This window comes from Candidatus Zixiibacteriota bacterium, assembly GCA_036397555.1.
Lineage (GTDB): Bacteria > Zixibacteria > MSB-5A5 > WJJR01 > WJJR01 > DATKYL01.
In genome coordinates, this window is the sequence record DASWIS010000015.1 from 64059 (window position 1) to 82349 (window position 18291).

The 18291-nt window shown below is 61.9% G+C and carries 12 protein-coding genes, 1 pseudogene and 1 riboswitch; of the genes and pseudogenes, 9 read left to right on the top strand and 4 right to left on the bottom strand.

All coding sequences use genetic code 11. From position 1 onward, the window contains the following. Positions 1-357: 357 nt before the first annotated feature. Positions 358-894 (top strand): thioredoxin domain-containing protein, encoded by a 537-nt coding sequence (locus VGB22_06105; GenBank protein HEX9750840.1) that lies wholly within the window; start codon positions 358-360, stop codon positions 892-894. A gap of 90 nt (positions 895-984) precedes the next feature. Here the strand turns inward: VGB22_06105 and VGB22_06110 are convergent, their stop codons facing one another. Then, complete coding sequence (locus VGB22_06110; protein ID HEX9750841.1) at positions 985-1854, bottom strand: HAD-IIB family hydrolase; 870 nt, start codon at positions 1852-1854, stop codon at positions 985-987. 237 nt (positions 1855-2091) lie between these two features. After that, a riboswitch (cobalamin riboswitch) is annotated at positions 2092-2295 on the top strand. 151 nt (positions 2296-2446) lie between these two features. Between VGB22_06110 and VGB22_06115 the strand changes: the two genes are divergently transcribed. From VGB22_06115 to VGB22_06125, 3 genes are read left to right on the top strand one after another with little or no spacing between them, the layout of a single operon-like run. Next, a complete protein-coding gene (locus VGB22_06115) occupies positions 2447-4471 on the top strand; it encodes a TonB-dependent receptor (protein HEX9750842.1) in 2025 nt (674 codons plus the stop codon). 43 nt (positions 4472-4514) lie between these two features. Beyond that, on the top strand, positions 4515-5726 hold the full coding sequence (locus VGB22_06120; GenBank protein HEX9750843.1) for a hypothetical protein: 1212 nt from the start codon (positions 4515-4517) through the stop codon (positions 5724-5726). Then, entirely contained in the window at positions 5723-6142 is a 420-nt protein-coding gene (locus VGB22_06125) for a DUF4430 domain-containing protein (GenBank protein ID HEX9750844.1), read from the top strand. Before VGB22_06120 ends, VGB22_06125 begins: the two co-directional genes overlap by 4 nt. Before the next feature lie 102 nt (positions 6143-6244). Here the strand turns inward: VGB22_06125 and VGB22_06130 are convergent, their stop codons facing one another. Next, positions 6245-8812 carry a hypothetical protein gene (locus VGB22_06130; GenBank protein HEX9750845.1) on the bottom strand — a complete coding sequence of 856 codons (2568 nt, stop codon included), beginning with the start codon at positions 8810-8812 and terminating at the stop codon, positions 6245-6247. A 272-nt stretch (positions 8813-9084) separates the two neighbouring features. Here VGB22_06130 and VGB22_06135 point away from each other — a divergent pair, with 272 nt between their 5' ends. Further along, positions 9085-10056, top strand: coding sequence for a deoxyhypusine synthase family protein (locus VGB22_06135; protein HEX9750846.1), 972 nt, complete (start codon positions 9085-9087; stop codon positions 10054-10056). A 51-nt stretch (positions 10057-10107) separates the two neighbouring features. Here VGB22_06135 and VGB22_06140 read toward each other — a convergent pair whose 3' ends face one another. Continuing rightward, positions 10108-10623: an HXXEE domain-containing protein gene (locus tag VGB22_06140; protein ID HEX9750847.1), complete on the bottom strand. Its 516-nt coding sequence runs from the start codon at positions 10621-10623 to the stop codon at positions 10108-10110. A gap of 1090 nt (positions 10624-11713) precedes the next feature. Here VGB22_06140 and VGB22_06145 point away from each other — a divergent pair. The 4 genes and pseudogenes from VGB22_06145 to VGB22_06160 all read left to right on the top strand — a co-directional run bounded on the left by VGB22_06145 (position 11714) and on the right by VGB22_06160 (position 15973). Beyond that, positions 11714-11827 (top strand): annotated as a pseudogene (locus VGB22_06145) (integrase core domain-containing protein). 239 nt (positions 11828-12066) lie between these two features. After that, the gene (locus VGB22_06150; GenBank protein HEX9750848.1) at positions 12067-13386 is read left to right on the top strand and encodes a hypothetical protein; all 1320 of its coding nucleotides are present in this window, start codon (positions 12067-12069) and stop codon (positions 13384-13386) included. A 38-nt stretch (positions 13387-13424) separates the two neighbouring features. Beyond that, entirely contained in the window at positions 13425-14786 is a 1362-nt protein-coding gene (locus VGB22_06155) for a terminase family protein (GenBank protein HEX9750849.1), read from the top strand. 140 nt (positions 14787-14926) lie between these two features. Further along, a complete protein-coding gene (locus VGB22_06160) occupies positions 14927-15973 on the top strand; it encodes a hypothetical protein (protein ID HEX9750850.1) in 1047 nt (348 codons plus the stop codon). A gap of 76 nt (positions 15974-16049) precedes the next feature. Here VGB22_06160 and VGB22_06165 read toward each other — a convergent pair whose 3' ends face one another. Then, complete coding sequence (locus VGB22_06165; GenBank protein HEX9750851.1) at positions 16050-18041, bottom strand: S8 family serine peptidase; 1992 nt, start codon at positions 18039-18041, stop codon at positions 16050-16052. Positions 18042-18291 lie beyond the last annotated feature (250 nt).

The window sequence follows — 18291 nt, forward strand, 5'->3', positions numbered from 1 at the left end:
GCAAAGTTGTCAAGACAGCGCGGTTAGCGCTGCGGTTCAACGGCATACACGTGGCGGAAATGTTGCGCATCGAAATGCACACATCGTCGGACCGCCGAATGGTCCGTTCCCCCCAACACGCCGGAAACCCGTTATCGAGCATAGGATTAATCATGACATGCTAACCCATTGTATTCAAACATCTTGATTCTCGTGACCTATTGGCGCAAACAGCGTACCATTGCTTCGTTGTCGGGGCGCCCGGCAGGGTCACTCTCAGGGCGGGCACCATTGGGTCCTTTGTGTTGTCCCAGGGAAAAGTTGTCACAAAATATAGCGGGCCCGATCGATTCGAGGGCCAGAAGGCGGGCATTACTGATGACCGGGAGAAATGCCGCACTGACGGCTGCGGCGATCGCAGCCGTCATCAGTCTCGCTGAACCGGCGACGGCCCAGTGGTACCTGCGCGGGCTGGACGACCGGCCGATTCTCGAGATTCGCGGGGAGACCGCGGATACGACGGCGCTCGGCACGGACCGTTATGTCGAGGACAACTTGGATCATGTCCTCCGCCGGCATGAGTGGGTGATCGTCAACTTCTCGGCGTACTGGTGCCCCGACAGCGATCGCTACAACTCCCATTACGCCAGGGCTGCGGTGCAGGAAGAGTTCGCTGCGATTCGCTGGTGCTGTGCCGACGTCGATGGCGTGCGGGGAAACGAAAATTTCCGCGAACGATTCGCATTGCCTGGTGTGCCGACGACGATCCTGTTTCACAACGGCATGGTCGCCTCGGCAGCGGACAACTCGACGGCGGTACTGGACGGCCACGAGGGCGACAAGGGATATGACGATCTGATCGAATTGCTGCTGCGGTTCTACATCACCAGCGAAGTTCGGGAGCCCGACAGGTAGCGCGACGAAGTCATTCCCGCCGACCGCAATAGAAAACGGGCGGATCAATCGATCCGCCCGTTGATTGTTGACGCACTGGGGCGACGCGGCTTACAACATCTGCTTCATCAGACGCAGGGCCATGCGGTTGAACCCTTCCGGGCCGGGCGCGCCGGCGAGCCGGATGCCCTTGTGAGCGCGCAAGTCGGCATGGTACTTGCCATCGGGACGCTTCACGGCGACGGCAATCTCACACTCCTGCATCATCGCCCAGTCGTTCGGGCTGTCGCCGAAGGCGATGGTGTGCGGCTTGGCCGGTTCCACGCTCTGATACCAGCGGACTAACTCGCGCACCGCCTTGCTCCTGTCGGCCTTTCCGGTCAGATGGAAGAATCGCAGGCCGGGCAATATGTTCCAGCCGTTGCTGCAGATCGCGCTGACGTGCCTGTCGATTTCCGAATCGGACAGGCGCGGATTAAACAGAAACGGCTCATCGTATTCGCGCTTCTTGGCGAGCATCGCCGCCGCCAACGGCATGTTCGCTTCGCGGGAAATCTGCTGCGGCGTCCAATCGCCGAATCCTTCCAGTTTCACGCCCGCCGATAAACGGTAGTCGATGAAATGCTTGCGCACTTTGTCGTATGATGTTCCCAGCTCCCTGACCCAGCAGCCGTTGCGCTCGGTCGCGCCGCGCGGACACTCGGCAATGACCGATTTGGGCCAGAAGATCGCGCCGCCGTGCTCGGAGATAAACGGCGCCTCCAGTCCCAAAAGCTTCTGGATGTGACGAATTTCCGCGCTCGTTTTACTGGACACCAGCACGAGCGGGACATTGCGGCGTTTTAACTCGCGAACCGCCGCCTGCGCGGGCTCGAACGAGTAGCTGTAATAATCGAGGATCGTTCCGTCGATGTCGCTGAAGAAAACGAGCCCGGGTCGTGCGGGCGGGTCGGTGCGACGTTTGCGTCCTGCTTTCGGCATCCAAATCCCCCGCAAAAACGTAACGTAATGACGACAGTGTGCGAATATATGCGAGTCAAGACCCGATTGCAATCAAAAACCGCAACCGTCGCGATGCGATTGCACGTGTGCCGACAAATCTTCTGCTGCGCCGCACAAGTGCCCGGACGTCTCATTGCGTGAGATGATCTCAGTGGCCACGGACGCGTTAACCGTTGTGCCCACGCCGGATGCTTGACAACTGAGTGCGAAAGCATTATGACTGTGACGGCATCCGGTGGGATTGCGAAATCCGCCGGGAAGACGGTGAGAATCCGTCGCAGCCCCGCTGCTGTCAGCGGCTACGAAGGCGGCGGTCCCGTGATTGCGGGACCTGTCCACTGAGAATACTTCTCGGGAAGGCGCCGCCGCAGGTTTGAAGCCGCAGAGCCAGAAGACCGGGCCGGATGCATAAGCGGTCGACTGACCGCCAACATTGTCGACGCCTTCGCGGGAGGGCTCGGGATGTGCGGCATGCATCCCCGGTCTCCGCGGACCGGGTTTTTTTCGGTCCGCGTCCACCATTTCCCCGGCATCGAGGACGTTGCGGTCGGTCTGACTGGTCGAGGGACCGATGACTGCGCCCGCATACGCGTCCGCCTTGTTTCTCACACTGTGTGCCGCCCCGGCGGCACCGCGCGCGGCACACGCCGACAGCGCGGACTCCAATCGCGTCGCGATCGCTGTCGCCGCCGCGCATCCGATTGCGACTGCGAACAGCCGCGATTCGTCGCTTCTCCTGCCGGTCGCATCCGTTGACAATCCGGTTTCGCTTGGACCGCCGGTCATCCTGCCGCCGATCCAGGTCGAGGGCGTACGCACACATCCTGATGTTGTGCGTCGCATCGAGCCGACACGGATGCAGAAGTCGACGGCACGAACGCTCGCGGATATGCTCCAGACGATCCCCGGCGTGCGCGCGTACGGCACGGCGGAAACGCCCGGAGGCATTCGCGTCAGTGTCGGCGGTGAGCCGCCGCACCGCGTTGCGATTCTCCTCGATGGTCTGCCGTTGTCAGGCGGACCGGATGGTTCGGTCGACGTTTCCACAATCTCTCCGGAGGCCATCGCGGCGATTGAAGTCCGGCCGGGAGCGCAGTCCGCGGTGGTCGGTGATGCCGGTGTCGGCGGTTCCGTAAACTTCATCACCCGCGAGACGGCCACACTGCCGCGGCTCCAAATCTCTGCGATTCGGGGCGAGGATGAATCCGACGGCGAATCGATGACGGTGCGGTGGGATGCATCCGGGATCGACGCGGCGGTCACGGCCGAGCGTCTGAAGCACGGTCCCCGGTTTGAGTATCCATCCGGAGATTCGACCGCCGTTCGCAACGATATCCGTCGTGATGTTGTCCGTGGATTCACGCATGTCGGCATCGGGGAGCGATCCGCGCTGCGATTGGCGGCCTTTCACTACGATGCCGATCATGATGCGCCCGGCGAATTGGAAAACGCCACACCGGGGGCGACCAATGCGGACCGTCGCACGCGCATCCAGAGTGTTTGGGAGAGTCAGGCGCCGCTGGTGCAGCGTGTATCCGCCGGGTTCTGGTGGGAATCGACGCGCGAGGAGTATGAGTTTGCGCCCGCCACGCGCGGCATTCCGGAGCACGCAACTCTCCGCGAACGGTTTCTCGGATCGCGCGTTGCACTCGAGCCGCGACTGCTCCCGATACCCGTCGACCTCTCAGGCGAAGTGCGGCATCGGTCGCTGCATGGAGTCAACCACTTGCGCCCGGCGTTGTCATTCGGTTCACACGCGAGAACGGAGGGCGCCGTTCGCGGCGGGGTCCATGTGTCGCGGCACACGTTTCTGGGCGAACTGTCGGCGGCGCTGCGCGGCGCGGGCGATTTCTCCGATGATGCCCCGCCGGTCGTCACGTCGGGCATATCGCTCTCGCTGGCGCCCGTCGCCGGTGTTCAGATTCGCGGCGGCTGGGGCGAATCGTTTCGCCGCCCGCTGCTGACCGCTCTGCACTGGAAGGCCGACGCGTGGACGGTCGGCAATCCCGGCCTCAGACCGGAGCGAGCGGCGGAGTGGAACATCGGCGGCGGTTGGTCGCGCGGCCCGCTGTCCGTCGACACACGCTACTTCGAACGCGACGTGCGCGACATCATCGTCTGGGACAAACGCGGCGTTCCGGCGCGTTACACGCCGATCAATGTCGACCGCGCGCTGATCATCGGACGCGAAGATCACGCGCGGCTGTCGATCCTGCGCGATATGATCTCCCTCGAATACGCGCACAGCGTCAATGGCTCCTATGACAAGAGCGGCGACCGCAACTATTCGGACAAGGAACTGGTGTTCACGCCGCGCCATGTTCACCACGCCTCAATACGGGGTGTCCTTGGCCGAGTCGCGCTCGAAGGGCATGGGCTTTGGACGGGGCGGCGCGCGATCCTGCGCTTCAATTCCAAGTGGCTGCCCGCCGAACGGTCGTTCGATGTGCTCGCCGCCGTCGATCTGCGGCGGCGCGTGCCCACGGTCGTCGCGCGTGCCCGCATCGACAATCTGACAAATGAACGACTCGAGCCGCTGCCCGGTTATCCGTCGCCGGGACGCACCTGGACGCTCGGCGTGACGGTCGGACTGTGAGGATGCAATGATGGGAACGATGAGTGGTGCATGCGGGAGATTGATGGTCGGCCGCCTGACAGCGGCGCTCCTGGCCGCGATGATGTCGGCGGTGAACACGTATGGCATCGACGATGTCGACCGGCTGTATGTCGTCGATGGACTGGGCGAAACGCTGACGCTCGTCGACCGCGCGGGTGATTCGGTCGCGGTCAATGTCATGACGCTCGGCACGGTTCCCAACCGCGTGCGAAGGCACGGGGCCAATCTGCTCGTTGTCAATTCGGTGTCCGATGACCTATGGGTGATCGACCCGGCAGATTTCTCCGTCGTCCGGACCGTCGATTTCCCGGCCGGCGACAATCCCTGGGACGTCTGCGTCGTCAACGACACGCTGTGCGCGGTATCGATGGTGCTCAGCAACAGCGTGTTGTTTCTCAATCCCAATAGCGGCGACACATTATGGCGCGTCGCTGTGGGCTTGTCGCCGCAGGGGATGCTGGCGCACGGCCAACGGGTGTGGGTTGCGAATACCGGGTTTGATTACGGCACGTTCGAGTATGATTCCGGCACCGTGTCGGTTGTCGATTGGACACTGCAGAGCGTTTCCAACACGATCGCCGTCGGAACCAACCCGCAATCTGTGGCCATGGCTTCTGATGGCACGATCCACACCGCCTGCACCGGAAACTTCTTCGACCGCTTCGGCGTCGTCTATGTGCTCGATACCGTCACCGAAACCGTGCTCGACTCGATGCCGACCGGCGGTTTTCCCTCGGAACTGGTGATCGGACCGGACAAGCGCGGCTACCTGGCGGCGGGCGGGTTTGTCGCCGGCGGTGAAATCTACGTCTACGATGCCGACACGCGCGTGGTCATCCACAGTTCGGCGAACCCGCAGTTGTCGGCCATCGGCGTGTTGTATGTCGTGCCGCGTCTGGAAGGCGGCGTTACGGCGCTGTGTTTCGGCGCCGACGTGCTGCTCGAGCACGATCAGTCGGGAACGGCGGTCGATTCATGGAATGTCGGCGATGGGCCGGTCGCGGCTGTCCATGTCACAAACCGGATTCCCGGCGACATCGTCGCCGACAGCATCATCAACGTATTCGACGTCGTCGCCGCCGTCGAAATTGCGTTTCGTGCCGGCGATCTTCCCGAACGACCAGGCGTGGCCGATGTCAACGCGGATTGTGTCGTGAATGTCTTCGACGTCGTCGCGATGGTCGATGTGGCGTTCCGAAACGGCAGCGGACTTCTGTGGGGATGCGCACAGTGAGCATCGGGACGGTCTTGCGGTCACGCGCCGTCACTGCGTTGCCGGTCGTGCTGTTGCTGCACGGCTGCAATGGCGGCGGACAGTCAGACATCGCCGCCAGAACGGAGCCGATCGCCCTGGCCCCCGGTGTTCTGCTCGTGGAATACGCAGCGGATTCTGCCGACACATTCCCGTCGTGGGTTGACGATTCAATACCGGCGTTGCAGTGGCTACGGATGGCAACCGACAGCGCCGGGATTCCACTTGAGGTCAGGGAGTATCCGTTCGGCACATTGGTCGAACGCATCGGCCCCCGTCGCAATGGTGACGGCGGATACTGGCTCTACAAAGTCAACGGGGCGATGGTGCCGCGATCGGCCGATGCGCACCGTATCGCATCGACCGACACGGTCTTGTTTTTCTTTGACGAGCGGTGAGTCGTAGAGCGAGCCCGATTGCCATCGATGGCGCAGTCCTGTATCGGGTGCTCCGCGTCAATGTGGAACTCGCGGTGCGACTGGACCCCTTACGTTGGGGACTCAAATCCCGCACGGATCACAAAAGACAGTCGCCGGGTCGCCGCTGCGGAATGCCACCTCCACAAACGCCACCACGTCGAAGACATTCGTAACGCCGTCGCAGTTGGCATCGGTCTGCTCGCGCGGACATCCGAGATCGAAGACCGGCGGCGCGCTGCGGAATCCGACATCGACTGCTTTGACGACATCGAAGACATTGGTGACGCTATCGCACTGCGGGTCGGTGTGGCAGGGGCACGTGCACGTCGGCCCCGAGGGAAGCGTCAGCTTGAACATCGACCGCCCGTGCGTGCCCGCAACCAGTGTGCGCGTGCTGTCGTCGTAGGCGAGGTCGTGCACCGGCGTGATCGGCATGCCGGTGCCCAGCGGCAGCCATCCGGCGCCGAGGTCCTCGGAGTAGTAGACCCCGACGTCACTGCCGAGATACAGCGTCGAATCCAGATCCGGATCGACGATGACGTCGTTGATCGGCACATCCCCCAGATCGCCGGTGATGTCGTCCCAGTTCTGCCCGTAATCCACCGTGCGAAAGATGTGGGGCAGATAGCTTCCATCCTTATATCCGGAAAACGTCACGTACGCGATCGCTGCGCCGTGCGGGTCGGGCGCGACGCGCGTCACCCAGCGATTCGGCAGCCCGGCATTGACCTGCGCCCAGTTGTCGCCGCCGTCCTGCGTCACCCAGACATTGGCATCGTCGGTGCCGACCCAGATGACATCGGTATTGGCCGGAGAGACATCGATGGTCGTGATCGTGCCGAAGGCGAGGTTGCCGCCGCCGGGACCGTCGGTCAGATCGCCGCTGATCGCAGTCCAATTCACCGCGCCGTTGGTCGTCTGGTAGAGAATGTTGGAGCCGTAGTAGAGGATCAGCGGATCGACCGGGTCCATGGCGAACGGTGTGTTCCAGTTGTGACGCTCGCCGCTGTAGTTCATGCCGCTGGTGGCCGTCATGAACGTCAGTCCGCCGTTCGTCGAGCGGCGGAACACGCCGTTCTGATATTCGGCGTAGATCTTGTTGGCGTCGGTATAGTCGACCAGCACATAAAACCCGTCGCCGCCGTTGATCACGGTCCAGTCGTTCAATGATCCGCCCAATGTCCGCATCGTGCCGTTGTCCTGCGTGCCGCCATACAGCCGGTGCGGGTTGAGATGGTCGATGCCGATCGCGTAATACTGCGTGTTGGGCATGTTGGCGAGGTTTGCAAATGAAGAACCGCCGTTGTCGGAATAGTTGACGCCGCCGTCGCAGCCGTTGTACAGATTGTCGATGTCCGTCGGATCGATGTACAGGGCATGATGGTCGACATGCGTTCCGGCATCGGCGGCAAACCAGTTGGCACCCTCGTCGATCGACTTGTACATCGTCACCCCCAGCGAGTAGACGACCGTCGGGCTGCCGGGTGCAACGCGCACCTGACCGAAATACCAGCCGAATCCGCCCAGCGAGCTGAGTATGGCTCCGTCGTTGGTCTGCGCCCAGGTAAACCCCAGATCCGTGCTGTGGAACAGGCCGATCATACCGCCCGGATGGTCGCAGTAGGTCGCGTACGCGTGATTCGAGAACGGGTCGATGGTGACGCCGATGCGGCCGACCGTCGACGAGGACAACGGCAGGCCGTTTCCGGGGAAGCCCGCTCCATCCAGCAACGTCCAGGAATCTCCGAAGTTACCGGAGTGCCAAATGCCGCTGCCGAAACCGCCCACGCGCCGTTCCACCGGATTGCGCCAGCATTCCCAGGTCGCCGCGAGGATGACACCGGTCGGATGCAAGGCGATGTCAATGCAGCCCGTCGAATCGTTGACGAACAGCAGGTGCTCCCAGCTCTGGCCGCCGTCTTGCGAACGGTAGACGCCGCGCTCCGGATTGGTCCCGAAGAGCTTTCCCTGCACCGCGACAAAGATGGTGTCGGGACGGTCCGGATCGATGACAATGCGCCCGATGCGGTAACTCTCCGGCAGACCGACGAAGTTCCAGGTCGCTCCGGCATCGATGGACTTGTAGACGCCGGTGCCGTCGTAGGTGTCATTGGCGCCGTTCGCTTCGCCGGTTCCGACATAGAGGATATCGGGGTTGTCGGGATGGATCGCGATCGCGCCGATCGACTGCGTGCCTGCATCATCAAAGACCGCCGACCACGATGTGCCGAAGTTCGTCGACTTAAAGACGCCCCCGGCGGCGCTGGCGGCATAGATCACTTCCGGCTCCAAGGGGTGCACGGCGATATCGGTAATGCGTCCGGGAATGTTGGTCGGGCCCGCCTCTGACCAAGTGAGTGTATCGAGATCTTTCTCCAACGAACGGTCGGCCCGCTTGGCGCGCGCCGTTTCCAGCGCCGCGACATACTCCTTCATCGGGATATCGATTTGCGGGTAGGCGCGCTGGACATAAAACCAGTCGCTGGGACGGCGCTCGGCCTTGGGCACTTTGCCGCGATTGTGCTCCATAAAGTGGGCAATGCGGGCATAATAGCCCTCCGGCGGTCTGTCACCCGGCCGTGGTGTAAGCAAGACAATCGCAATGAGCAGGACTAAGGCGATTCCAAAAGTGAGCGTGAGACGGCGCACGGCGACCTCCCAGACTGTTCATATGGTGAGCGCACGCCCCTGTCGCGTCGCCGCGCACCACGCTTCTTCTTATCGACCTTCATGCCGGACAGCTTGCGGAACGGATCATCCTACGGACAAGTAAGCCCACTCTCGGGGCTGCACGGCCCAATCTACCCCAATCTCCCGATTTGGCAACACCTGTTGAGGGTTGCCGATGGGACATGGCAATCCTATCTTTGTGGATTCACCGCAGCGGTGGTTCGGCTTCGCGCGCCATAACGGGAGATGGAATGGGACCGATTGCACAGTTCATGCAGCATCACTTTCGACACTTCAATGCCGCGGCGGTCGTGGCCGCGGCCGACGCCTGGAACCGGCATTTGGACAATGGCGGCCAGATGCTGGTCACGCTCGCCGGGGCCATGAGCACCGCCGAGCTGGGGATTTCATTGGCCGAGATGATTCGCCGCGACAAAGTTCATGGCATCGTCTGCACCGGCGCGAATCTCGAAGAGGACGCATTCAATCTCGTCGCCCACGATTTCTACGTCCGCGTTCCCGAGTGGCGCGACCTGCGGCCCGCGGACGAGCAGGTCTTGCTCGACCGCAATCTGAACCGCGTCACCGATACCTGCATCCCCGAACATGAAGCGATGCGTCGCATCGAGGGCGCGATTCTGCGCGAGTGGACACAGGCCGACAAAAGCGGCGAGCGACTCTTTCCGCACGAGTTCTTCTGGAAGATTCTGCGTCATTCTGAACTGGAGCAGAGCTTTCAGATCGACAAGAAAGACAGTTGGCTCTACGCCGCGATGCAAAAGGAGCTGCCGATCTTCGTCCCCGGCTGGGAAGACTCCACGCTCGGCAACATGTATGCCGGGCACGTCATGTCCGGCGACATCAAGAACGTGCACACAGTCCGTACCGGAATCGAATACATGACCGCGCTCGCCGACTGGTACACGATGACCAGCGCCAGACACTCGATCGGTTTCTTCCAGATCGGCGGCGGCATCGCCGGCGATTTCCCGATCTGTGTCGTGCCGATGCTGAGGCAGGATTTGCAGCGCGCCGACACACCCCTCTGGGGCTACTTCTGCCAGATCAGCGATTCGACCACCAGCTACGGCTCCTACTCCGGCGCAATCCCCAACGAAAAGATTACGTGGGAAAAACTCGGGATCGACACCCCCAGACACATGATCGAATCCGACGCCAGCATCGTCGCGCCGTTGATCTTCGCGTACGTGCTGGGGTGGTAGGGCACATCCACCCTGAGATGTTTTCCTCTGGGACCACCCGCCGCCAGCCGCTCATGAGTCGCCGCTAACAGGCCCGCTTCGTTGGGTGATCCGAGCAAGACTGCGCAGCAGAAAGAACCCGGCTGCGCCGACGACGGGAGAAGTAATCAATCCGGGGAAGTAGCCGCCGGTGGCCGCTGAGAGTGCAGGATGGATGACGGCGTTGGCGACGCAGGCGACACCGAGGAACCAGAGCGGGAAGAGAACCCCCGATGACCCTCGCGCCAACGCCCAGGCCGATACAAGCCAAATCACAAGCGCGACAACGTTGACCGTGACGAAGAATTCCATTGTCAACGGCGCGGCGCCGAAAAGTTCGGGAAGGCGGAGGTTAAGTCCGGTGGTTGCTTCCTCGAGAAAGTGTCCCGCCTGAAGAATCGTCGTCAGCACCGCCATGCGGGCAGTCTTTCGCAGGGCAACAGCGTCACCGCGAATCCCGCCGCGAGCAATGGTTACGCAAGCGGCTGCCACGGCAATCACCGCAAGAATCAGGAAGCTCGGCAAAACACTTTGGGGTTCTTCACTCATTGACGGCCTGCAAGCTCATTGGCGAGGATGAATGCCGCTCCGTGTTTCATCCACACATAAGTTACAACTGTGATCGAATCCGACGCCAGCATCGTCGCCCCGCTGATCTTCGCGTATGTGCTGGGGTGGTAGCTGTGCTTGTTCCGGTCAGCCCCGCTTTGCGGGATCTTCGACCCTTGGACGGACGGTCGGGTGGAATTGTTGCCCTACAGCTTGCCGGCGGTCCTCTTTATGAGGGCGATGGGATCGCTCGAACCGTGAGGACACTTCCCCACAGCGGAGGGGAGTGTTGTAAAACCCATCGGAACCCACATCATCGAGTTTCATGGAAATAATCATTCGGGTCATTCCGAGCGAAGCGAGGAATCTCCAACGCGTTGTCGGCGGCCACGCGCGCATCGAGACCCCTCGCCCGAAGGGCTCGGGGTGACATCAAATTGGGCTTTTTCAACACGCCCCAGGGCCGTGGGCCACCCGCCCAACGCGCCAGCGAGGCACACGTAGAACAAGTACTAATGAGGCTCGCATGAGAGGTACGATGACCAGGGTATTGATTTCGATTCTGTGAGCGCTTCTATGGGGATGCCCCATTACGATGGAGCCGACTTTCAACGATCTGCTGTTGCGTAATCAGAGTGGGCGTAAGCTGATGACATTCCTGAACTTGCACTACCCTGATAGCTCTGTCGTTTTCTCAGTGGCAGATGGATACGTCAATCCTCACTCACGGGCGTACATAGGTAACACGGTACAACTGAAAGAGTTGCCAGGATTAACTCTGATGTTCTTCGACTACAGCTACTTTGAACGGAGGGTGCGCCCTGGGGAGGGAGTGCCTTATTCAGAACTGGACCCAGATAGTCTCCTGGGTAGATACGTTTTAACAAACCAGGAGCTAGACAGTCTCGGATGGACCATCGTTTATTCAGACCAGTAAACCTGTAAGCGACATGCACTTGACCCGATTCGATAAATTCAATGCGGGTCACGTAACAGAGATTCTGGTCGGTAATAATTTCGTTGACACCCTGTTGGTGGGTTTTGGTCACGATCTGTATCTCGAACTCGACCGGACTCACATCCCTAGGCCATCCGTTGCGATAACGTATCGGAACTGATATCCCAGCTGTCCGTGGACTTAGATCAGGTGCGGGAGATCATGCGGGATTGGATTGTCCGTTACAATGAGAAGCGTCCGCATGACTGATCGGGTGGGCTGCCGCTGGCAGTCTTCCGTCAAACCAAAACCGCCGAACTCTCTTACTTTTGAACTGTCTACTTGACGGGGAAGCTTACGCCCGGTCAATACCTTTTCTCGCTGCACAGCAACACAGTTCGTAACAAAGTCGCCCCCAGCCGGCAAGAAGATAGTGCCGAAATCACCCCTCCGTCCCCACTCCGGGGGTGATCCGCCGTCGCCGGGTTGGGTAGAGGGACTTGCCCATGAGCGATCAGAAGAAGTGGTGGAGGAAGTTGTTAAGACCCAGCGGCGATGACACCGGCACAAAAAGCGTGACTCAGATGACGCCGCCACGGATCGGCTCGGGGTGGTCGACCAAGCCGCGCTCGCGACGGCCCGATCTGGCGAGTTCCGAGTGGAGCTTTGTTGCCGGGACCATGACCGAACGCTCGTTGGCGGTCCGTCTGCACCGATTCCTGCGCGACAATGTCCCCATTCTCAAGTCGGCGATCTGGACATGGACCCGTCTCGCAGCCGCGCCGCACCACTTTGAGATTGCGGGCGATGCGGCATCCGAGACGAGGGAGAAGGCGTTGCGCGTACTCGATGCGCTCGACAAACGGCTGTATCCCGAACGGCTCGTACGTTTCGGCGGCATCGATGCGCTGTTGGTCCAATACTTCGACACGCTCTTTACCGATGGCGCGGTCGCCGGGGAACTCACAATCCTGCCCTCGCAACGTGGGCTGGATCGCTTCGAGTTCATCGACACGGCCACGCTCGAATTCGATTCCGACAAATCGGGGCAACGTCATCTCTTCCAACGCGACGGCACCTCCGGCCGCATCGCGCTCGACAGCGATGCGATCTACTATCAGCCCTTCGATGCCGATGCGGGGCACCTGCAGGGGCGTTCGCTGCTCTCCGCGGTCGGGTTTGTCGCGCGCGTCGAGCAGGAACTGGTGCGTGACATGCAGAAGGGGATGCACAACATCGGCTACCACCGTCTGCATGTGAAAGTCAAGCCGCCGGTGCAGTCGCCCGCCGAATCCGATTCCGACTATGCCTCGCGCGCCAATGCCTACTTCGATGCGACCGCGCGGGCCCTGCGCGATTTCGATGTCGATGACAATCCCATCACCTGGGACGACGTCGAGATCGGCCACATCGGACCGTCCGGGCAGATCTCCGCCTCGCACAACTGGTATCTCAATCATCGCGCGATGGTCGAGGATGTCATTGCCGGGTGCAATTTGGCGCCGTTCATGCTCGGCTACTCCTACGGCACCACCCAATCGTGGGCGCGCTTCAAGTTCGAGATGATCGGACGACAGATTCTCGGCATCCAACGATCGGCATCGCGGTTTCTCGAATGGATCGCCGGGATCGAGCTGGCGCTGGCGGGAATCGATGCCGCCGTGCATCATGTCTTCGACAACCGTCTGGAGTTCGACCGGCGCGAACGCTTCGAGGCCGACCGCATCGAAAGCGACATCGTCATCCGCCAGATGGAAGCGGGTCTTCTGACGACCGATCAGGCCCGGCGACGGCTCGGCATCGACATCGCCGCCGCCGCGAACTGAGTCGGTGACCCGACGTTGTGTGTACTGCTCTCCGGCGCATGGATGCGCCGTTCACGGCCGAATGCCCTCCCGATCGTGACACCTGGCGTCGCGCGGTAGCCGACCCGGTCTACTTTGCCACATACTTCCTCGGTATTGAGCCGCACGCGGCACAGGCATGTTGGCTGCGCCATTCGATCCGCTCCGAAAATCTCCTGCACGCCGGCAATCGCTGGGGCAAGTCGCTGGCCGCCGCGATCAAATGTGCACACCGTCTCCTCTTTCAAATCCGCAATCCCCGCTACGACCGCAACGGCCGCTATGTCGCGCTCAATGTCTCGATCACCCTCGATCAGGCGCGGATCATCTTCAATGAGACCGTCCGCCTGTTGCAACGCCTGCCGTGGTCGTCACATCTGATCGCCGATCTGCTGCGCACGCCGTTTCCGATGCTGCGTCTGAGCAACGGTTCGGTGCTGTGGGCGCGTTCGTCACAACGGCGCGGCGAGTTTCTGCTGGGGCACGACTACGACTTTGTGACATTCGACGAAGCGGCATTCGAATTGCATCCCGACTATGTCGTCGAGGAAGTGTTGATGACGCGAGTCCTGGACCGTGCCGGGCAGATCGATTACATCTCAACGCCGCGCGGACGAAACTGGTTTTACCGCAAGTCGCTCCAACTGGCGGCGCATCCCGATCAGGGATACGTGCAACGTGGCGACTCCCGCGACAATCCCCACCTGCCGGCCGCGTTTCTGGACAAGACGATTGCGCGGCTCTCCCCGCAGCGGCGCGCGCAAAACATCGAGGGGCGCTTTGTCGAATTGGGCAATGAAGTGCTCCGCGAAGACGAGATCCAACGCGCGCTGTCGCATTCGAGCGGACTGTCCGAGCCGATTCGCGGCCGCGCGTACGTCCACGGCTGGGACCTCGCGCGCAAGCGCACCTGGACCGTCGGCGTCACGCTCGACATCTCGCAACGCCCGGCACAAGTGGTCGCCTTCGAGCGATTCCAGCATCGCCCATGGCCCGCGGTCTATGCGGCCATTCGTCAGCGTCACCGGCGATACGGCGGGCGCGTCCTCATCGACGCCACCGGGTTGGGTGATGTCGTGCTGGCGGAACTGGTCGACATTCGCGCCGAGGGGTTCAACTTCGGCGAACGCGGCGGGCGCGCCAAAGCGGAATTGATCGCCAATCTCCAGCAACAGTTCGCGCACGGAATGGTCGCCCTGCCCCACATCGAAATGGCCGATGAACATGGCGAGATCTGGACGCTGACCGACGAACTGCGCGAATTCGGCTGGGACGACAACGCCCATCTCGATGCAGTCATGGCTCTGGCGCTGGCCCTCTGGTTGATCCGTCCGGAAATCAGTCAAACGGCCAACCCGGAGTTTCGCCTGCGTCGCTGGTGACGATGGGCGCCGCACCCTGTTGGGCCATCCCCACAGTTGGTCAGATTTCGCACAGTGCCGCTGCGCGATCGCTCTGCATCCCGTCGAAAACCGGGTCGATACAGTCTACAGGGCGATTTTGACAGGTGCGGGGAGTGTCAATGATTCGATTCGGTCTCAGAGTCGCGGCTCTGATGGCGGTTGCCGTGCCGCTGACACCAGCGGTGTCACACGCCGGCCTTGACGGAAATACGTTTTCCGATCCGCACGCGGGGGTATCGTTCTCACGCCCCGACGCGTCATGGGAGTTTCGTAAAAACCTGCCGCTGCATGCCGCGTTGGGTGCGTTCGTCATCGACGAAGGCACCGCGGCCGCCGTGTTGATTTATCACCGTTTGGAGAATGACGAACTGATTACCAGCGCGTCCGATTTCGCCGAACGGCGCGATGCGATCGCCGAACGCATCGCCCAGATCGCCGCCGGAACCGGCTCGCCGCTGAATCTGACCGACGCGCGCATCGAGGCGCGCGACGACCGCGTCGCATTCGAGATGATCTACACCAGCGTCGACCCCGAGCGCGGCCCGCTGTCCAACTGGGTCCGGGGCTTCATCCTGCGAACGGGCAACGGACAGGCGATCTTCGCGGTGCGTTGCGCCACCTCCCCGTCGACTTTCGGGGCATGGGAAAGCCAGTTCAAACCGCTCATCGCATCGCTGAGCTACGCGGGCCAGCCGCGCACGCCCGTCTATATGTCGCGCCCCATCCCCACCTGGTGGTGGATTGCCGGCGGGATCGGTCTGTTCATGCTGGTCGGGTTGCTCCGGGTACGGCACCCCGAGACACGCCCGCTGCGAGTGCCCAAGCGGGCGTTTCGAGCCGCGCCGGGAATCTCACCGGCCGTTTTGCCGTCGTCGGCAGCGTCCGCTGACTTCCCGTCTGGCGATCTGGCGCCGGTGGATTTCGCCTCGGCCGGGCTGCCTCACGATGATGTGCCCGATATCCTGCGAATGACCGCCCCCGGTGAGTCCCGAAACAGGAATGACTACGCCAACACACCCGATTGGCTTCGCGTGTCTCCCGAAACCATGGAAGAAGCGCAACGATCCGCGACGGCTGTCGACAATGTCTTCTGGACCTGCCAGTGCGGACGCAAGAACCCCCTGACGGATAACTTCTGCTCGCGGTGCAACGCCGACCGCGCGTAACTCCCGTGCCGGTCAGCCCTTGGGCTGAATGGTCCCGTGCAGCAAAGAACTCCGATCAGGTCTGATGCCGGAAGTCTCACAGGCAGGGCTGCTCGCAGGCCTTGCAGAACAACGCCTCGGCGTCGCCGTTGCGAAACGCGACGTCGACCGCGCGCACGACATCGAAGACATTGACGACGCAGTCGCAGTCGGAGTCCGACCGGCTGATGTGAGGACAGCCGGGATCGAGCAGCGGCGCGCCATTGCGAAACGCCTCATTGACGACAGCCACCACATCAAAAACGTTGATCACGCCGTCGCAGACCGGATCGGCATGGCAGACGCATTCGGAGATGACGACCGTGACGGCGCCCAATGGCCCCGATTGTTCGCCGCAATCGTTGCGGGCGAGAACATAGTAAGCCCGGGACCCATCGACGTGGCTCAGATCGAATGCCGTGTCGGGTCCGGTGTACACCAGCAGCGAGTCCTCATACAACTCGTATTCGGTCGCGGCGGTCGCCGGCGGCCAAGACACGACATAGACCGCACCGGGACACGGCTGCGGTTCGGATGTCACCGGTTCTTCGGGTACGCCGGGTGCGCCGCACGGGTTGTAATTGATCGCCGCCCAGACATCGATGACGCCCCAGCCGTAGGAGTTGTTCGGGGCCGTGCCGTTGCTGGCGGTCTGCATCAACGCCTCACGCACCTGCATCGCGGTCCACTCCGGATGCGCCGACATGACCACCGCCACCGCGCCGGCGACCAGGGGAGTGGACAACGACGTTCCGGTTTTGGTAGTGTAGCTGGCGTCATTGGCCGCGCTGGCGCAGACGGTCGAAACGCCCAGCGCGCAGACTTCGGGCTTGATCCGTCCGTCGTATGTCGGGCCGCGCGAGGAGAATCCGGCGATGTCATTCGACGCGTTGACCGCGCCGACCGTCAGGATCGAATCGGCGTCTGCGGGTGCGCCCAATGTCGCGGGGTTCGGCCCGGCGTTGCCGGCCGCATTGCACACGAGAATGTTGTTTTCCGCGGCCATGTCGGCCGCGATCGTCGTCACGCAGAAATCGCCGTTGTAGTTCGACGCGACATACCAGTCCGAGTAGCTCAGCGACGAGGAGATGACGCTCGCGCCGATCGAATCGGCCCATTCTAACGCGGCGACCCAGTAGAACTCTTCGATCTGGGTCTCGCTGCGAATGTCCTCGGTCTTGGCGAGGAGGAAGTCGGCCTCATAGGCCGGGCCGTAGAGCTGCCCGCTCTGCGCGCCGCCGCACGAGGACCATGTGTAGGTCCCGTGATTGTGCGCTCCGGCCTGATCCTCCGCCTCGTCCTGCGTCTCGCCGTCGTCGAAGATAAAATCCCATTCGGCGAGCATACGCCCGTCGGCGAAAAGGTCGGCGAAGGCCGCGTGGCTCTTGCGATAGCCGGTATCCAGCATGCAAATCAGCACTCCCTGCCCCGCATACCCGGCGATGTGCGCCAGATGCACATTGATCTGCTCGATCTGCGCGGCGGATGCGCCATAGTCCAATGCCATCGCATCGGCGAGCGGCTCCCCGGGCGTGGCACGATGGAGTCCGGGTGGCTCCTCGACTTTTTCGCGGGTATGGGTGATCGAGGGACGAATCTGGACGACGAACGGCTGCGCTGCGATCTCGTCCAATCGCGCGACATCGACTTCAACCGCCGCCGCATTGAGCCACTTCGAGGCATACAGCATTTCCGCGCCCCGATCCACGAGCCGATCGAGGTACACCTGCCGCACCGGGATGTCACGGTGCCTGACCGAAGCCATGCCCACTTTCGCACGGCGCGCTTCGGCGCGCAGGGTCAGTGCCACATTGTGTTGGGCTTTTGCGGCAGTGAAGCCGCGCGTGTCGTAATACCCTTTGTCAGTGAAAAACACCCATACCCTGGCGCGTCCCTCGACCGCCGTTGCCGCAATGACGCTCCATGACCAATCCGAAATGATCGGCTCAACCCGCGTGCGGACATACGGCTGTGCCGCCGACCACGAGGTCGACGGCAGCATCGCCGCACACAGGCCGGTCAGAATGACCCTGAGAAGTGCGCGTCTCAAGTCGATACCTCGAGCATGGCGTGCGTTGCCAACAACATCATTCCGGTGAGGGACCGGGGCTGGTGGGGTAAGCACTGCCGTGGACAGTATCGCCATCCCCAAAAGGGGGCCGGCGCCCCGGACATAAGATAATCCGTCCTCACACTTTGTCAATCGGCATCGGCACCGGCAAACCGAACCGTCGTAGCGGTTTATCGGCCTTCAGCAAATGCGATGCATCGGCGGCGCTCGTCTTGTACATTCGGCACGT